The 18,702-nt window shown below is 47.7% G+C and carries 8 protein-coding genes and 1 pseudogene; 7 read left to right on the top strand and 2 right to left on the bottom strand.

What is annotated here, in order from left to right; genetic code table 11:
* Window positions 1-2 precede the first annotated feature (2 nt).
* The 4 genes from QT992_RS09215 (at window position 3) to mdh (ending at window position 2,987) form a co-directional block, all read left to right on the top strand.
* Entirely contained in the window at window positions 3-896 is an 894-nt protein-coding gene (locus QT992_RS09215) for a DNA-formamidopyrimidine glycosylase (RefSeq protein ID WP_333337386.1), read from the top strand.
* Complete coding sequence (locus QT992_RS09210) at window positions 884-1,597, top strand: hypothetical protein (RefSeq protein ID WP_333337384.1); 714 nt, start codon at window positions 884-886, stop codon at window positions 1,595-1,597. Before QT992_RS09215 ends, QT992_RS09210 begins: the two co-directional genes overlap by 13 nt.
* Window positions 1,598-1,694: 97 nt before the next feature.
* On the top strand, window positions 1,695-1,910 hold the full coding sequence (locus tag QT992_RS09205) for an NAD(P)H-quinone oxidoreductase subunit O (protein WP_015178120.1): 216 nt from the start codon (window positions 1,695-1,697) through the stop codon (window positions 1,908-1,910).
* Window positions 1,911-2,033: 123 nt separating this feature from the next.
* Entirely contained in the window at window positions 2,034-2,987 is a 954-nt protein-coding gene (gene mdh, locus QT992_RS09200) for a malate dehydrogenase (RefSeq protein ID WP_333337382.1), read from the top strand.
* 131 nt (window positions 2,988-3,118) lie between these two features.
* On the opposite strand, the gene QT992_RS09195 is transcribed toward mdh, so the two are convergent.
* Entirely contained in the window at window positions 3,119-3,451 is a 333-nt protein-coding gene (locus QT992_RS09195) for a hypothetical protein (protein ID WP_333319303.1), read from the bottom strand.
* A 941-nt stretch (window positions 3,452-4,392) separates the two neighbouring features.
* On the opposite strand from QT992_RS09195, the gene QT992_RS09190 reads away from it, so the two are divergent.
* The 3 genes and pseudogenes from QT992_RS09190 to QT992_RS09180 form a co-directional block, all read left to right on the top strand.
* On the top strand, window positions 4,393-8,952 hold the full coding sequence (locus tag QT992_RS09190; RefSeq protein ID WP_333337380.1) for a PAS domain S-box protein: 4,560 nt from the start codon (window positions 4,393-4,395) through the stop codon (window positions 8,950-8,952).
* 300 nt (window positions 8,953-9,252) lie between these two features.
* Window positions 9,253-13,464, top strand: a complete 4,212-nt coding sequence (locus QT992_RS09185; protein WP_333376880.1) for a Calx-beta domain-containing protein — start codon at window positions 9,253-9,255, stop codon at window positions 13,462-13,464.
* Window positions 13,465-14,161: 697 nt separating this feature from the next.
* Window positions 14,162-14,443: pseudogene (locus QT992_RS09180) on the top strand (IS1 family transposase); the annotation flags it as partial.
* A gap of 53 nt (window positions 14,444-14,496) precedes the next feature.
* On the opposite strand, the gene QT992_RS09175 reads toward QT992_RS09180, so the two are convergent.
* The gene (locus QT992_RS09175) at window positions 14,497-18,651 is read right to left on the bottom strand and encodes an EAL domain-containing protein (protein ID WP_333376878.1); all 4,155 of its coding nucleotides are present in this window, start codon (window positions 18,649-18,651) and stop codon (window positions 14,497-14,499) included.
* Window positions 18,652-18,702 lie beyond the last annotated feature (51 nt).

Raw genomic sequence — 18,702 nt, 5'->3', positions numbered from 1 at the left:
TTGTGCCAGAACTGCCAGAAGTTGAAACTATTTGCCGGGGCTTGAATCAAGCAACCCTCGATCGAGAAATGTTGGGCGGGGACGTGTTGTTAAACAGCACGATCGCCCGCTCAATATCTGCGACCGATTTTTTGACAAAAGTCAAAGGAAAGTCGATCGCCCGCTGGTACAGACGCGGCAAATACCTCCTGGCAGAACTATCTCAATGTAGGGGCGGTGCCCCCGTGCCCGCCCTCCCCGCGCCCGCCTTCTTCCCTCCTTCAAAAGCGGGCTGGTTGGGCGTTCACCTGCGGATGACGGGACAACTGCTGTGGGTGAACCGATCCGAACCCCTGCAAAAACACGCGCGAGTGCGGCTGTTTTTTGAAGGAAACCAAGAATTGCGCTTTGTAGACCAGCGCACCTTCGGGCAAATGTGGTACGTGCCCGCAGAAACCGAGGTTTCGGGCACAGTCATCGGTCTGAAACTTTTAGGGCCAGAACCGTTTTCAGAAGAATTTACAACAGAATATTTGGCCCGCAAGCTGCAACGGCGGGCGCGACCCATAAAAACAGCTTTGCTAGACCAGGCACTGATAGCTGGTTTGGGCAATATTTACGCAGACGAAACTTTGTTTTTGTCGGGAGTGATGCCCACAACTCTGTGCGCGGATTTGACCGCAGAGCAAATTGGGCGCATCCATACAGCTATTATTCAAGTTTTACAGAAGGCGATCGCATCCGGTGGCACCACTTTTAGCAATTTTCTCAACGTCCAAGGTGTCAACGGCAACTACGGCGGCGTCGCTTGGGTGTATAATCGCGCCGGCCAACCCTGCCGCACTTGCTCCGCAACCATCGAACGTATAAAATTAGCAGGGCGATCGACTCATTTTTGCCCCGCGTGTCAGCAATAAGTAGAAGGCAGAAGGCAGAAGGCAGAAGGCAGAAGGCAGAAGGCAGAAGGCAGAAGGCAGAAGGCAGAAGGCAGAAGGCAGAGGGAAGAAGGCAGAGGGAAGAAGGCAGAGGGAAGAAGGCAGAAGGCAGAAGGCAGAAGGCAGAAGGAAGAAGGCAGAGGGAAGAAGGCAGAGGGAAGAAGGCAGAGGGAAGAAGGCAGAGGGAAGAAGGCAGAGGGAAGAAGGCAGAAGGCAGAAGGCAGAAGGCAGAGGGCAGAAGGCAGAGGGAAGAAGGCAGAAGGCAGAAGGCAGAAGGCAGAGGGAAGAAGGCAGAAGGAAGAAGGCAGAGGGAAGAGGGAAGAAGGCAGAGGGAAGAAGGCAGAAGGCAGAGGGAAGAAGGCAGAAGGCAGAAGGCAGAAGGCAGAGGGAAGAAGGCAGAAGGCAGAAGGCAGAAGGCAGAAGGCAGAAGGCAGAAGGCAGAAGGCAGAGGGAAGAAGGAAGAAGGCAGAGGGAAGAAGGCAGAAGGCAGAGGGAAGAAGGCGGAAGAAGGCGGAAGATGGAAGAAGGAAGAGGGAAGAAGGCGGAAGATGGAAGAAGGAAGAGAGAAGAAGGAAGAACTGATATCTTCTTGCACCATTGTCAATAAGGCTGTCAGGGGCGGGCGGGACACCCAGCCCAAAAGAATATTGAACTATTGTGTAACAGGCCGGAAATCCTGTTAAGCCAGAATGGTGCCAGAGGTCAGAAGAAAGAAGAAGTCCTTTCCAGCCAAATCTAGATTAAAATTTGTATAGTTTTTTAAACTAAACAAAGCAAGTTATGGCAATCAAGAAAGGCAGTATAGTTCGCGCTGTACGCGAAAAATTGGAAAACAGTCTAGAAGCCAAAGCCAGCGACCAGCGCTTTTCCTCCTATATATTTGAAACAAAGGGCGAAGTGATGGATGTTCGCGGCGACTATGCCTTCGTCAAATTTGGTAAAGTTCCCACCCCGAATATTTGGCTGCGGGTAGACCAACTCGAAGATTTTAAGTAACTCACCAAAACTCAACCTCACTGTTCTTAATGTAGCGAAGGGTGCACACCGCGCACCTTTCCCCAATTAAGCTGATTGCTAAAATCTAAAATCTAAAATCTAAAATCTAAAATCTAAAATCCAATGAATTCTCCATCAACCCGCGTATCAATTATTGGTGCAGGCAAAGTCGGCAGTACGTTAGCCCAGCGAATTGCCGAGAAAAATCTGGCAGATGTAGTATTGCTAGATATTGTGGAGGGTTGGCCGCAGGGCGTTGCTTTGGATTTGATGGAAGCTAGGGGAGTCGAACACCACGATCGCCAAATTGTCGGTACAAATGATTATACAGATACGGCAAACTCAAATATCATAGTAATTGCCGCCGGAGTGCCCCGCAAACCCGGTATCAATCGGGAAGATTTAATTAAAATCAATGCTGGAATTGTCACCGAAGCCACAAAACAGGCGATCGAGCATTCTCCCGAAGCAATCTTAATCACAGTCACAAATCCCCTAGATATCATGACTTATTTAGCGTGGGAAGCGGCAGATTTGCCCAAACACCGAGTCATGGGGATGGGGGGAGTTCTCGACTCCGCCCGCTTTCAAACTTTTATTGCAATGGAATTGGGCGTTTCAAATGCTCAAGTCAATGCCACTGTCATCGGTTCTCATGGCGATTTAATGGTTCCTTTGCCCCGCTATTCTACTGTCAACGGTATTCCCATCAATCAACTTATGGATGCTGGGGCGATCGATCGACTCGTACAGCGGACTCGCCACGGCGGCGCCGAAATTGTAGAATTGATGAAGACTGGTAGTGCTTATTTTGCACCCGCATCTGCTGTCTGTTTGATGGTAGAATCTATTTTATTTAATCAGTCGCGACTCTTGCCTTGCTGCGTTTATTTGCACGGCGAATACGGCGTGCAAGATATCTTTTTAGGAGTTCCCTGCCGCTTGGGAGATCGGGGAGTCGAACAAGTAGTGGAACTCGAACTCAGCGATACCGAAAGATCAGCCTTTATCAAGTCGGGCAAATTGGTTGCCCAAAATATTGAGGAAGCCAGGGCAATATTGAAAACTTCTTCTTAAGTTTGTAGCTGTTGGTTGAGCACAGCAGCCTGCTCGCCGCTTCCATATAATAATTTATACTGAGTATGACAGTGCGATCGCTCTTTCGGAAGTTGGCTGATCTGGTTTCAACCGCGCTTTTATAAAAAATATCATTGCTCATGCTTGTTATGCTCTATTTCAAATGCAGAAAAATGGGTAGCCAGCAACCGATAAATAAATATTAAATTTCCTCTCAAAAACTTGCTAAAAACGCAAACACTGGCAAAAGTAGTTGAAATTGATCTGGGCGACAATACCATCAGAGTTTCTCTAGAAATTAAAGCAAAAATCTGCCATATTTTCTTTACTAATAAACCAACCGCATAAGCAGTCGGTTTTGGATTATCTCTCACTCGCGATATTATGGCCGAACAACACGGTGGCACTTTAAAGGTAGAAAGGGAAATGCGAGTTTCTACAGATTTTATCATTACTTCGCCCAAACTTTAATCTTCGCGATCGCCATTTCTATCGATCGAGCTTGAAATACCTTTACTTTCGCCAAAAATGTGATACCCTAAATATTGGTATTATCTAAAAGTTTTACACTTCTCAAAAATGGCAAAAATCGGGCAAAAAGTCTCCGGGCGTGCGAAGCTATCTCTCTCCGCGCGTGCCTTCGGTGAAGGGTAGGCAATCGCCCTTGAGTTGAGCCAATTTAACCATAGCCTGCAACTACCTCAACTGTTTGACCGAAAACTAACCTCTGATTCGGTGAATTTTAATCAGTTTAAAAAATCTAATCTCGCGCCTGAAATAACGAGACTGCAAGGAAAAATCTCTAAAATTTCGGATTACCCCAAAGGCTGTCTAAAATCTAATTTAGGAGAGATAAATCGAGCATTACTTAAAACTCTAGAAAAGGCGATCGCCTAAGTTTAAACAAATTTTAAGAGATGCGAACCCAACAGGATATGCGCTCGCCAAAACAAGGAAACCATTGAGCGAGTTTGGGGTAATAATAAAAAGGTGACAATTGCAACCGAAGGCGAGCCAAAAAAATGTCAAAATTAGTCAGAGACGCTCCTCCCGATCGCGCAATGGGACCGGGTTTCTTGTTCCCACTTTCCGAGATTACCTGACCTAATTACGTTAATAAACCCGGTTTATGTGTAAGTTTTGTTAGCATTATTCTCAATTATTGAGAATAAAAGAAGTAGCAAATTCTGCCAATTTTTCAGTAAATATACGGGAGCTAAGATGGTCGATTGACCTCCAAATCTCGAAAAAATACGGAAATGCAGCGTGAGTAGCTGCTAAGTGCTAGCAGAAGGAGGAGAATATGTTCTTTGCCTTTTTGAGTTACCAGGCTCAACTTGCAGAGCCCTATTGAGATGCCATAAGCCTCGATAACAAACCGCAAAATAACTAAAGAAAAAGCATTATGTTTCATGAATACCTGTATCACGAAGTCAGCAACCTGCGCGAGAAACTAGCTCACCTAGAAAGAGAAACGCAGTCTCAAACCTGGTTCAAAAAGCTGCAAGCGCTGATGGGAGTTATTAGCAAAATTCGTGAATCCCTAGACTTAGAAACAATATTCAAAATCACAGCCACCGAAGTTCGGCAACTCCTAAATGCCGATCGAGTCGCCGTCTACCGCTTCTTTCCCGAATCCCAATTGAACGAGGGCGAAGTAGTGTCCGAAGACGTACTGCCGCAATACAGCCCATCTTTGGGAACCAAAATCCGCGACTACTGCTTCGGCGAACAATTTGCAGCCAAATACACCAAAGGATACGTTCAAGCAGTCACGGACATCTACAAAGCCCGCTTGAGCCCTTGTCACCTCAAAATCCTCAAGCGGTTTCAAATCCGAGCCAACTTAGTCGTACCGCTGCTGCAAGGGAAACATTTGTGGGGATTGCTGTGCATTCACTCCTGCGGTCAACCCCGCCAGTGGCAAGAAGACGAAATCGAATTTGCCAGACAAGTAGGCGACCATTTAGCAGTTGCCATCTACCAAGCCGAACTGCACTTGCAAACCCAGAGGCAAATAGCACAAATCGAATCCGCCCAGCAGAAACTCCGCGACAGCGAGCAAAAATATCACCAAATTCTCGATTCGATCGCCGATATGGTATTAGTCAAAGGCCCCCAATCGAAAATTGTTTGGGCAAATCAAGCATTCCGCGACTATTACGGCATGACTCAAGAGGAACTTCAAGACATCGTAGACGCACCTTTCGCCGATCCCGACAATACTCTCCAGTACGTCAGAGATGACGGCTTCGTATTTGACACCGGGCACACTCTGCAAATTTCTGAAGAACCGGTGACGCGGCACGACGGAGAAGTCCGGCTGTTCAGCACCGTCAAAACACCGATCCGCAACGCAGACGGCCAAATCGTCATGACTGTCGGCGTCTCCCGCGACATGACGGAACGCAAACAAGCAGAAGAAGCCGTCAAAGCCAGCGAAACAAAATACCGCAGCCTGGTAGAAACCTCCCAAGACATGATTTGGTCGGTCGATGCTTCAGGACGCTATACCTTCGTCAACCCAGCCGTTAAGTACATCTACGGTTACGAACCCGAAGAAATGATCGGTAGGCCGTTCTCCGACTTTGCGACACCAGAACAAAGCCAGAAAGATTTAGAAGCTTTCGCCCGCCTGTTTTCGGGAGAATCAATTTTCCAGTACGAAAGCACTCAAATCGCCAAAGACGGCAGCATGAAACATTTGATGTTTAACGCGATCGCCCTCTACGACGAAACCGGAAACTGCCTCGGCACGACCGGTACAGCCACCGACATTACCGATCGCAAGCGCACAGAAGCAGCCTTGCAACACGCCAACGCAGAACTAGAGCGCAGAGTAGAAGCACGCACGGCCGAACTGCGCCAGACTTTTGCCGCCCTCAGTGCCAGCGAAACCAAGTTTCGGACGATCGCAGCCACCATGCCCGGAGCTTTGTTCCAGTTTTGCAACCGAGACGGAGTTTGGCGCATTGACTACATGAGCGATCGCATCGAAGAGCTCAGCGGCGTCACAGCAGCAGAAATGATGCGAGACATGAATACATTCATTTCCCGCGTCCACCCCGAAGACTTGGAAACCTACATCGCCTCCGTCTGCGAAGCCGTAGAAAATCTTTCCCTCTGGCACTACGAAGGACGGTTAGTCAAGCCTGACGGTGAGATTCGCTGGTGGCAGGGCGACTCCATGCCCACCCGCAGCAAGAACGGCGAAATCGTATTTTGCGGCGTATTGTTCGACATTACCGATCGCAAAGTTGCCGAAACCGCCATCCGCGACAGCCAGCGCCAGCTCAAAGAAGCCCAGAGACTGGCCCACGTCGGCAATTGGGAACTCGACGCACCCACCGGAACCATCACTTGGTCGGAAGAACTTTTCCGCATCTTCGGGCTCGAACCTGCCGAAAGTGCGCCCAACCTAGCCCAACAAATCGCTCTGATCCATCCAGAAGATTTGGAATTGTGGCAGACTCAAGTGCAGCGGGGACTCGAAGCGGGCATCCCCTTCGATTTTGACTTGCGCCTTTACCGTCCCGACGGCACGCTGCGGCATCTCAACGCCTTGGGCAAAGCCGAAACCGATGCCAGTGGCAAGGTGGTAAAAATGTTCGGCACGGCGCTCGACATTACCGATCGCAAAGCCGCCGAAGCAGCACTGCGGCAAGCAGCCGCCGAGTTAGAAGACAGAGTGAGCGATCGCACGGCAGAACTTTCCCTAGCAGTAACCCAATTAGAACAAGAAATTGGCGATCGAAAACTTGCAGAAGCAGCGCTGCAACTTTCCGAGCAAAACCTGCGAACCATATTTAACAATGTCTACGATGCTATCTTCATTCACGACTTAGAAGGCAACATTCTCGATGTCAATAATCGGATGTTAGAAATGTACGGAGTTCCCCGTGAGCAAGCAACAAAATTATCACTTAAAAACGACTATTCAACAGACGACAATTCCCTTGAAAAAATGGAAGAACTTTGGGAAAGAGTATTAGCCGGCGAAACAGGTCGCGTGGAATGGAAAGCGAGGCGTCCCAACGACGGTTCAACTTTTGATGCAGAAATTGCCCTGTCCAGAATTCATCTCAACGGCAATCTCAGCGTCATTGCCAACGTCCGAGATATTAGCGATCGCAAACAGACAGAAGCAGAACTGCAACGCGCTCAACAGTTTATGGAATCAGTGCTCAAAACCATACCCGTAGGAGTATTTGGCAAAGAAGCACAAGAGTTGCGATTTGTACTCTGGAACCCAGCCGCCGAAGAGTTACTGGGTTTCCACGCTGCTGAAGTTATGGGCAAAAACGACTACGACTTTTTCCCCAGAGAACAAGCCGACTTTTTCACCGCCAAAGACCGGGAAGTGCTCGCCAGCGGGCAAATTTTAGACATTCCCGAAGAACTGATTCAAACAAGAGAAGGCGAGAATCGCATATTTCATACCAAGAAAACCGCAATTCTCGATCGAGAAGGCAATCCCCAATATTTATTAGCAGTTACCGAAGACATTACTGAGCGCAAGCAGGGAGAAATTGCTTTGAAGCGATCGGAAGCCCGACTCAGACAACAGGCCGATCGAGAAAAATTGCTCAACAACCTCACTACTCAAATCCGCAATTCCCTCGACTTCGACAGCATCGTTACAGTCGCAGTTAAGGAAATTCGCGCTTTCATGCAGATCGATCGCTGCAATTTTACCTGGTATCGCGGCGACGGAGACGAACCTTTCTGGGAAATTATTAAAGAATCTCGCCTTCGGGAAGTTCCCGATTTAACAGGTAGCTATAAAGCTTCTGACTTCGGCACTATAGGAGAACAGATGTTGCGTCTAGAAACGCTGCAAATCGATGATGTCGGAGCAATCGCAGACCCTGTTTGGAGAAGGTCTCTTAACTCTCTGGGCTACCAATCTATATTGGCAATTCCGATGCAGGCACTTTCGGGAGTAGTGAGCGTTGTTACCTGCGCCCACTCCGCTGCTGTGCGACCCTGGAGTGAGGGCGAAGTAGAATTATTGCAAGCGATTACAGTTCAATTGGCGATCGCCCTCAACCAAGCCGATCTTTACGCCCAAACTCGCAATAAAGCTCTCGAATTAGAACAAACATTACAGAAATTAACCAGCACTCAATCACAGTTAATTCAAAATGAAAAAATGTCAAGTCTCGGTCAACTCGTGGCAGGAGTAGCCCACGAAATCAACAACCCAGTTAACTTTATTTACGGCAATCTCACCCACGCCAACGACTATACTCAAGACTTGCTACACCTGATCGAACTTTACCAAAATCACTATCCCGATCCCGTCCCGGAAATTCAAGAAGAAGTAGACAATATTGAACTAGACTTTCTGATGGAAGATTTGCCAAAGTTGCTTTCTTCCATGAAAGTCGGTGCAGACAGAATTCAACAAATTGTTGCTTCTCTCCGCACATTTTCCCGCATGGACGAAGCGGAAATGAAAGCAGTCAACATCCACGAGGGCATAGATAGCACCCTGATGATTTTGCAGCACCGGCTCAAAGCTAAACACAATCATCCAGAAATTGAGGTAATTAAAGAATACGCTCAACTGCCCTTAGTAGAATGTTATGCCGGACAGTTAAATCAAGTATTTATGAACATCTTGAGCAATGCTTTGGATGCTTTGGAAGAACGGGATCTGCGCCGTTCTGCTGAGGAAATGCGGGAACAGCCCAGCAACATCCGCATCCGCACTGAAATATCGCCAGCGGGCAAAGTAATCATTCGGATTGCTGACAACGGGCCGGGAATACCGGAGACTGTCGGCACTCGGCTTTTTGACCCGTTTTTTACCACTAAACCTGTGGGGAAAGGCACTGGGATGGGCTTGTCAATTAGCTATCAAATTGTTACAGACAGACACAACGGGTCGCTGAAATGCACTTCTTCGCCGGGACAGGGTACAGAATTGGCGATCGAGATTCCCCTCAAAGCTAATTGTTAATGGGGAATTGGTAAGTTGTAATTGGCAATTGGCAATTGCGAAAGCGGTAGGGTGCCCGGAGAAAGGTAATTCTCAAGTCTAAACTCGCAATCAATCGCTCTTGTGTCACTAACCATGAGAGTATAATACTCCGGGACGCAACTGGCACATTCAAAAAGGTATGTTGTTGCCCCAAGCGCTCTTAAGGTATATGAAAGAACGCTTGGGGGCAACAACATACCTAAAAAAATCTTTAACTATTGTGACAGTTGCGTCTAGGACTATAAACTAATAAAGTATTACTAATCTTGGGAAAAAGTTATGGCAGCAACCATTACTGTTAATGGCACAGGGGACTCCAATCTCAGAGACACGATTCTGACCTTTAGAGAAGCTATTCTGATTGCTAATGGCACCCTCCCACTGGGAACTCTGACAGCAGGAGAACAAGCACAAATCATTGGGACTTTGGGAACGGGTGCGGCAGACAAAGACACCATTGCTTTCAACATTCCCGGTTCGGGACCGCAGACAATTGCCCCCGCGTCAGCTTTACCAATTATCACCGATTCTGTTATTATTAACGGCACTAGCCAGCCAGGATTCAGCAGCGTCCCAATTATCGAAATTGACGGTACAAATGCCACCGGATTGGATCAAGGCGTCCTAGAAATCACTGCGGGTGATACGACTGTGCGGGGATTAGTGATTAACCGCGCTGGATTTGCCGGTTTTGCGATCGCATTGAGGGAGAAAGGCAACAATGCGATCGAAAACAATTACCTCGGCACGAATCTCGCCGGTACTGGCACTTTTAGCAGCCGCAACGATACAGGAATTTTTATCAGCAATTCGGCTAACAATACTGTTAGCAGCAACCTGATTTCTGGCAACGAAAAAATTGGTATTCGCATTGAAGGGGCGATCGCCTCTGGCAACCAAATTCTCGGCAATAAAATCGGTACAGATGTTGCTGGCACTGCTGCGTTAGGAAACAGCAATCAAGGCATTTTGATTCGCAACGCACCCAACAATGTCATTGGGGGTACAACTCCTGAAGCCAGCAATATTATTTCTGGAAACAACTTTGATGGCATCGCTATTAGTGGCAGCCAAGCAACAGGAAACCAAATTTTTGGCAACTATATTGGTACTGATTTAACCGGAAATGCTCCATTAGGCAATGGAAACGGTGTGCGAATTCAGGAATCAACTAACAATACAATTGGCGGGGATATCTCCAATCAACGCAACATTATTTCTGGGAACAAATCAAGAGGGATTCATATTAGAAGTGATTCAAATAGCACCCAAATAATTGGCAATTATATTGGCACGAATAGTAGCGGGAAAACTGCAATCGCCAACGTAGCAGGTGTAGAAATTGAGACTGGTAACAACATTATTCAAGGAAACCTCATCTCTGGAAATCAAAATACTGGCCTCCTGATCAGTACTAGCAATGCGACGGGAAATCAAGTCACTGGCAACTTAGTCGGCACTGATGCTAGCGGGACAGTTGCTGTTAGTAACGGTGCCGTGGGTATATTTGTCGTTCAGCGCGCTTCTAACAATATAATTGGCGGGACAAATCCTGAGTCGCGCAACCTGATTTCTGGTAATAAAAGTTGGGGAATGGCTTTTCAAACTGGGGCGGCAAACAATCAGGTCAGTGGCAATTTTATTGGCACAGATATTAACGGTAAAGCTGCCTTGGGTAACTCCAGCAATGGCGTGAATGTGGACGGGCCCCAAAACATTATTGGTGGGACAATTGCTGGAGCGCGTAACATTATTTCAGGCAATGGCCGTAGTGGGATTGTTTTAGGCCTCAATTCTTCTGAGACCCAAATTCTAGGCAATTATATCGGTACGGATATCGGCGGTACCACTGCGCTCGCCAACGACGAAAACGGCATCTCGATAGAGGGATTTTCTATTAACAATACCATTGGAGGAATAGCACCTGAAACGCGCAATATCATTTCGGGTAATAGCGGCAACGGTATAGCCTTTGACACTAGAAATACTAAAGTTATTGGTAATTTTATTGGAACACAAGCAGACGGAAAGAGCGCGTTAGGAAATGGAAAAACGGGTATTTTAATTTCCTTGCAGGGTGGCAACAGCATTGGTGGAACAGCACCAGGAGAAGGCAATACAATTGCTTTCAATGGTCTGGATGGAATTCTAGTTAGGAATAGCAGCAAAAATAACAACATTATCTCTAATAAAATTTTCTCAAATGGCGAATTAGGAATCGACTTAAATGGCGTTTTTATTAATCCTGCTGGTACAACTGCTAACGATAGTGGAGACGCGGATACAGGCAATAACGACCTGCAAAATTTCCCCACCATCACCTCAGCTTCCGCTGACGGTACTAATATCACGATCGCTGGAACCTTAAACAGTCTTGCTAATACTCAATTCCGGCTAGAATTCTTCGCCAATACAGCCTTAGATCCCACAACTTACGGGGAAGGCGAAACATTGATTGGCTTTACTAATATTACAACGGATGCTAGTGGCAACGCCAACTTTACTGTTACTTTGCCAACGGCTATCCCTCCAGGGCAATTGATTACTGCCACTGCTACAGATCCCAACAATAACACTTCTGAATTCTCAGGAGGGAAAGTCGTTTCAGTACCGCCTAATTTTGATTTTAGTGCTGCAACTTACACCGTGGCCGAGGGCAATACAGCAGGTTTTACAACTAATGCCACTGTGCGAGTCAACCGCAGTGGCGATACCAGCGCCAGCAATACTGTACAGTTGCAATTGGCAAATGGAAGCGATCCAAATGCTACGGGGGGAACCGCACCAACAGCAGGCATAGACTACAACAATGCTGCCATTTCTGTCATTTTTGATGCGGGAGAAACGTTTAAGGATGTTAATATTCTCATTGCCGGAGATACCGAAGTAGAGAAGGATGAAAATATCGCTCTGAGTTTAGCAAACCCTAGCACGGGCAAGATCGGGACGGTGCAACCAACTGCGGTATTAACTGTCAATAATGATGATGTTCCTAATATTAGTATTGCTTCCGGTACAGTGCCGAGCGAAACTGGTTCGACGGCGGGTTCATTTCTCCTGAATCTTAATTCCTCGGCACCCACGGATTTAACAGTTAATTATGCGATCGCCTCTGGAAGCAATGCTGCGACTCCCGGCACTGACTATACCACCTTGCCGGGTAGTATTGCCTTTCCTGGGGGTGCGACGACTGCGATCCTGAATGTTGTTCCCATTGATGATGCGATCGCCGATCCCGATGAAACTGTCAGCATCACTTTGCTAGCGGGAAGCGGCTATGCGATCGCGACTCCCAGCACAGCTAGTTTGACTATTATTGACAACGACACCCCTACACCGACGCCAACACCGACACCCATACCGACGCCGACGCCAACACCGACACCCATACCGACGCCAACACCGACACCCATACCGACGCCAACACCGACACCCATACCGACGCCAACACCGACACCCATACCGACGCCGACACCGACACCCATACCGACGCCGACACCGACACCCATACCGACGCCGACACCCATACCGACGCCGACACCCATACCAACGCCAACACCGACACCCATACCGATCGCGATCGAGTTGGACAGAGAGTGTTTATGCAAATCGTTGCCGATTCCCGATCTCAATCAACCCAACTCGGTTGAAAAAACAATTGTAAGTAGCAAACTCGGTCAAATTTTCATAGGTACTGCTAACAGTGAAGTTTTTTACGGCAACAGTGAAGCTGATAATTTCAATGCTGGTGAAGGTAACGATAATCTCTTTGGCGGTGAGGGCGAGGATTCTCTCAATGGCAATGAAGGCAACGACTTTCTCTCCGGGGGACTGGGAGGCGATCGGCTTTTTGGAGGCAAAGATCGAGATATTTTGCTCGGCAACGAAGGGGAAGATTTTATATTAGGAAATAAAGGTCAAGATTCGGTGAATGGGAGAGAAGATGATGACTGGATTAACGGCAATCAAAGCTCGGATTTTATGGATGGTGGCAAAGGCAATGATTCTTTATTTGGAGGCAAAGAAGGAGATGTCATTTTAGGGAGTCAAGGAGAGGATACCATTCTGGGTAACTTGGGCGATGATACAGTCTGCGGCGGTGTCGGCGAAGATTACTTGCGAGGAGATGAAAATCGCGACCTGATTGACGGGTGTGAGGGAAATGATACAGTTTATGGCGGTGAAGAAAATGATACTTTGATTGGTGGGAATGGGGATGATATTTTGAGTGGGGATTTGGGAAATGATAGTTTGCTGGGAGGCAGCGGGAGCGATATATTTAGATTAGAAAATAATCGAGATATTGATGTAATTTATGACTGGTCTAAAGGGCGAGACTTCCTTCAGTATGAAGGGGCGTGGGCAGATTTAGCCTTTGTTCAAATTGCGGAAGGAACTTTAATTATTAGCGGTAGGAATGGGGAAGAATTGGGTCTGCTGTTGGGGGTTGAAGAACAGACTCTAGAGATGGGAAATTTCATCTTTATTTAGTTAGATTAATGTGGGAGAAAATTTTACGTGAACCGAATTGAGAGCGCCGCGCGACGGACATCTGCTTCGGAACCGAGACTGGTAATTGTGAGCAATCGCAAATGTTCAAAAAATAGACTTGAATTGCCAAAATAATTAGGACGCTGCTCAAAGCCCACCCCACAATTTTTTTTTCTTGTGGCATGGGCTTTGAGCAGCGTCCGAAAATTTGATGAAAAGGACTTTTGCAATCTTGTCTAATGGTTTTGTAGACTACTCAATCAACTTAAAAAGCGCCCGAAAATTTGATTAAAAGGGCTTTTGCAATCTTGTCTAACGGGTTTGTAGACTACTCAATCAACTTAAAAAGCGGGAGCTGTCGTTCCCCAATTTCGCGGCTAAAAGGCCCATCTAACCCACATTCCGCACCCCAACTGTCACATGAGTACGGGTGGGCTGTGGAGTTCCCAGAATGGTGAGAACCGCAAGATATATTCAGTATAAATGCGATCGAAATCGGCCAAAAGTGAGACGCGAGCGATCTATTTATTTGCTTCTCTCGACTAAAATACTCAGTAAACCGAAAAAAGTATCCACATCTGTGTGTAAAAACTTAGGCTCGCACACACAGATAAACAGGGTGACTAGAAATTAGACGCTCTTTGTAAGTAGGCGCCAAAAGATCGTTCTGCGGGCGCTGCCAGGGTCTGCCAGGGCATCGCTGCCGCCCGTGTACCGACCATGTGCCGTCATCTACACCGACTACTGGCAGGCCTATGAAACAGCACTGCGATCGCAAACGTCATCGAGCCGTAGGCAAGGAGAGTGGATTGACCCGTTACATAGAACGATTCAATAACACCTTGCGGCAACGAGTGTCACGGCTGGTAGAAGGACGTTATCGTTCTCTAAGAAGTTAGACAATCACATTGGCGCAATCTGGAATTTCATCGATCACTACAATGCACTGATTCGTTCGATCGCCAACGAGAGTTGTTGAACAGGTCTGCTTTTTCTGTATCCTTTACTAAATAGGACTACCCCTATTAGCCATTACCTATTACCAATCTCTACCTCACTGACTTGAGAATTGGTATTACCGAGATTTATCAGAATTTCTGTCACGGCAGAACTATCCAAAGGTTTAGAAAACCAATATCCCTGAGCTAATTCGCAGTCTAGTTCTCGAAGCTGTGCTAACTGTTCGGCTGTCTCTACACCTTCGGCGATCGCATTCAATCCCAAATTGTGAGCCAAAGTTACGATCGCCCGCACAATCTGCAAAGGCTGCCCCCCGTCGTCACCGTTTTCGACAGCCCCCAAGCGGCTCACAAAAGAGCGATCGATCTTCAGTGTATCCAGCGGAAAACGGTGCAAGTAACTTAAAGACGAATAGCCAGTACCGAAATCGTCGATCGACAATCGAATATTTCTACCTTTTAATTGGGCTAGCACAATATTGGCTTTCTTGACATTTTCTACGATCGCGCTTTCAGTAATCTCCAATTTTAAACAGCTCGGATCGCAGCCCGTTTCTGCTAATATTTCATCTATTTCATCGATTAAATTCGGGAAACCTAACTGTTTAGGAGAGAGATTGACGCTCATTGTTAATTGCGAAGGAGCAATAATTGGTAATTTAAAATTCGGAATGGGTACCTGGGAAGTTGTACTTAACGTAGCCGAACTATTGGGAATTGGGAATTGGGAATTGGTAATAGATGAGTGGAAATCCCTAATCGGGAATTGGTAACTGGGAATTGGTAATTTTTTACCGATTCTTTCTTCCCTGTGACCAATACTGGGGCTACGCTCAGTAAAAGTTCCGTGTTCCTCATTCCCTGTATCCGTTACATCAGTTAAATCCCCTCCATTGCCCGTTGCCATCTTCCCTGCTGTTACCCTGAGCGAAGTCGAAGCGCCTTCTTCCTTCTTGTTGCCCTCAGCGACTTGCCCTGAGTGAAGCCGAAGGGAGTCGAAGGGCCTCGTTCCGACTTCCGTTGGACTTCTTCCCTGTTCCTCGGTTAACATTTCTTGCCAAATCCGCAATTGCTGACAAGCTTCCCGCAACACCCAGGCTCCCAGAGGCACGATCAAACCTGTTTCTTCAGCTACAGGGATAAAAGTAGACGGCGGAACTAGACCCCGAACTGGGTGGTACCAGCGCACCAAGGCCTCAAAACCTTCGATCGCACCGCTGGCGAGCGAAACAATCGGTTGGTAGTGCAGAATAAAGTGCGAACATTGATCCTTGCTCTCTCCTAATTCCTCTTTGCCCAAAATAGCCAACCGCAGGTCAGTTTCTAACTGCAACAGCGACATAGTTTGGTCGTGCATCGCCAAATTAAACACTTCGTGGCGGGCCTTACCCAAAGCTTTAGCGCGGTACATAGCGATGTCAGCATCGCGTAGGAATTCTTCCGGGTGAGTGTACGAATTCGATTCGCCACTGTCGGTGGCTTCGCCTCGACTGAAAACAATGCCAATGCTAGCGGTGGTAAATACTTCGTGTCCTTCGAGATGAAACGGCTTCGTCAGTTCTGTTTGTATCTTTTTAGCTGCGAGGGTGGCGTCGCTGAGGCTCTGAATGTGGTCTAGCAGGATGGTGAATTCGTCTCCCCCCAGCCGGGCGACGGTATCAGAAACCCGGACGCAGGTTTGCAGTCGCTGCGCGAGGGCGATTAGCAGTTTGTCTCCTAAAACGTGTCCTAAAGAATCATTAACTACTTTGAAGCGGTCTAAATCTAGGAAAAGTAAACCAAATTTGTAATCGGGGGACTGATTGGATCGCCGGATGGCTTGTCCTAGCCTGTCGATGAACAAAACCCGGTTGGGCAAACCCGTCAGCGCATCGTGAAAAGCGCCGTGCAGCAGTTCCCGTTCTACTCGCTTGCGCTCGGTGACATCTCGGATAATAATCTGGCCGGCCGTCGAGCCTTGATAAATAGCGGGGATGCCGGCCATTTCAACGTCTATTATTTGTCCGTCGAGCCGCATCAGTTTTTGTTCGGCAAGGTCGAGTGGCTGATTTTCGGTCTCGACTAGCCGAAGGCGCTCTGTGGCTATTTCCACATAGTTTGGATGGACGAAATGCAATAGGGGAAAGCCAATAAGCGCTTCGGGAGAGCTCGCACCGAGGAGTTTCGCGCCCGCAGCATTGATGTAGGCGATTTTCCCTTGACTGTGAACGGCGATCGCTTCGGGAGATAGTTCTACTAAACGGCGATAGCGTTCTTCACTTTCTTTGAGAGATACTATCAACTCGCATCGCTCTTTTTCAGCCTGCTGGCGTTCGACTTCCATTTGGTGAACCGCCAGAATTTTGCCAATACTTTGAGCCATCAATTCTATAATTTCTATTTCCTCATACTTGAACTTTCTTTTCTTTATTTCTGGCGAACTAAAACTCAACGTTCCGTAAGTTTTATTGTTGACAAATATCGGCGTTCCGATGTAAGATTCCGACTGGCAGTTCTGATAAGCAGGATGTTCGCGCATCTCAATATCTGCTCCTATATGAGAATACGCAACTGTTTTGTTAAGTTTAATGACTGCCGCGCAGTAAGTATCGCTGAGGTTCAATTCTAAGCCTCGCACGAAGTATTCTAAATCGCTTTTCGCGGCTCTGACAATAAAAGTCTCGTTGTCAACTTCAGCCATGATTCCCATAGAAAGTCCAAACATCAAACAGCCTGCTGTTAGATAATCGTCAACCCGTTCTTCAAAGTTTTGATAATGATAAGTTGTAATCCGGTGCAAGTGTTTTAGATTAGCGCTAAAAGCTGCTAAAGCTTGAGAATTTAAAAATAATTCTTCTTCCGATCGCTGGCGGTCGGTAATGTCTGTTTGTACTCCAATAAAGTGGGTTAAGTGTCGCCGCGAGTTGTAAACCGGAGCGATCGACAGTTCGTGCCAAAAAGGCGTGCCGTCTTTCCGAAAGTTGCGTAATATAACTTGAGCTTCTCTGCCTTCTTCAATCGCAATTCGCAATTGTTGGGCAGCGGGGCCGTCAGTGTCTGTGCCCTGCAAAAATCGGCAATTTTTGCCCATTAACTCGTCTCTGCTATAACCAGTAATCCGCTCAAAACTGGGATTGACATAAATAATCGGATTATCTGCAACAGTCGCGTCGGTGATTGCAATGCCGTTGCTGCAACTTTCGATCGCCCGTTCCATCATTTGCAAACGCTCTTGCGATCGAATCCGCTCGATCGCCGCAGCTAACACGTTGGCGATCGCTTCTACAAAATAAACGTCATCTTGAGTGAAAACCCGCCCTTGGCAGGTATGAACCCCCAAAATGCCCCAGGCCTGCGAGGAGGAACTGTTGGCTGGTTCTGCTTGTCCCCAGTTGCTCCCCAGTCCCCGATTCCCGGGAATAATTACAGTGACGCCGCTGACAGCCCGGTGGTTGTGCAGCAGCGGCAACTCGCTAAAGCGCGTTTCCACCCGCAAATCTTCGACGATAGTCGGTTCGCCCACTAGCAATGTGTAACCTGCTTGCGATCGAGCAGAAGCGGCAACAGTAGCGCTGCCGACGAGGCCGGGCTGCCAGCCAACCCCCGCTCGCAGCAGAAAAGCATGACCAGAGGGCAACAGTTCTAACAACTGGCAATAATCAACGTCCAGGGTTTGAGCAATTAAAACCGCAGCTTTGTCCATCAGTGCGGACAAATCTGTTTCGGCCAGGGCCTGCTGCCCCAAGTAAGCGACGGCCGCTTGCTGGCGGGCCCGCGAGTGGATTGACGTGAGCAATTCCTGCTCCTTGGCGGCCGCTCGTTTGCGATCCGTAATGTCGCTGAACACCGACAGAACAGCTTTCCCCGACACCAATGTCAGATACCGCATCGATACACTTGCCCAAAACAGCGTGCCGTCAGCTTTTTTAAGCCGGACTTCTGTCTCGCGGACCAGTCCGTTGCGGGCGAGCCGCAACAGCAATTCCTGGCGATCTGCAGGTTTGTGGTAGAGGATTTCGGCTTTTTGGCGGTCGATCGACTTGAATCCTGTGAACCCGAAAGCCTGACGGCATAAATCGTTACTATAAAGAATTGTGCCGTCCCCCAGACTGCTGACGATCAGGGGTATTGGCATCGAGTTGGCGATCGTCAGCAGTAATTCTTTGGTTACTTGCAGCTCTTTGTACAAATCGGGCTTGGATGCCCAGCCGTGAAAGTCTTCAGAGTTTTCAGGGATAAAACTTTCCATTGTTTAATCGATCCATTAGCAGACAACTTTTTTAAACTTGTGGTAAATCAA

It is taken from the genome of Microcoleus sp. T3_D1 (assembly GCF_036700405.1).
Lineage (GTDB): Bacteria > Cyanobacteriota > Cyanobacteriia > Cyanobacteriales > Microcoleaceae > Microcoleus.
The sequence above is the reverse complement of the archived record's forward strand: the minus strand, read 5'-3'. Positions and strand labels throughout refer to the sequence as shown.

Coding starts and splice junctions, on each gene's coding strand:
- QT992_RS09205 (WP_015178120.1), top strand. CDS start 1,695: ATGGCAATCAAGAAAGGCAGTATAGTTCGCGCTGTACGCGAAAAATTG.
- mdh (WP_333337382.1), top strand. CDS start 2,034: ATGAATTCTCCATCAACCCGCGTATCAATTATTGGTGCAGGCAAAGTC.
- QT992_RS09190 (WP_333337380.1), top strand. CDS start 4,393: ATGTTTCATGAATACCTGTATCACGAAGTCAGCAACCTGCGCGAGAAA.
- QT992_RS09185 (WP_333376880.1), top strand. CDS start 9,253: ATGGCAGCAACCATTACTGTTAATGGCACAGGGGACTCCAATCTCAGA.
- QT992_RS09175 (WP_333376878.1), bottom strand. CDS start 18,651: ATGGAAAGTTTTATCCCTGAAAACTCTGAAGACTTTCACGGCTGGGCA.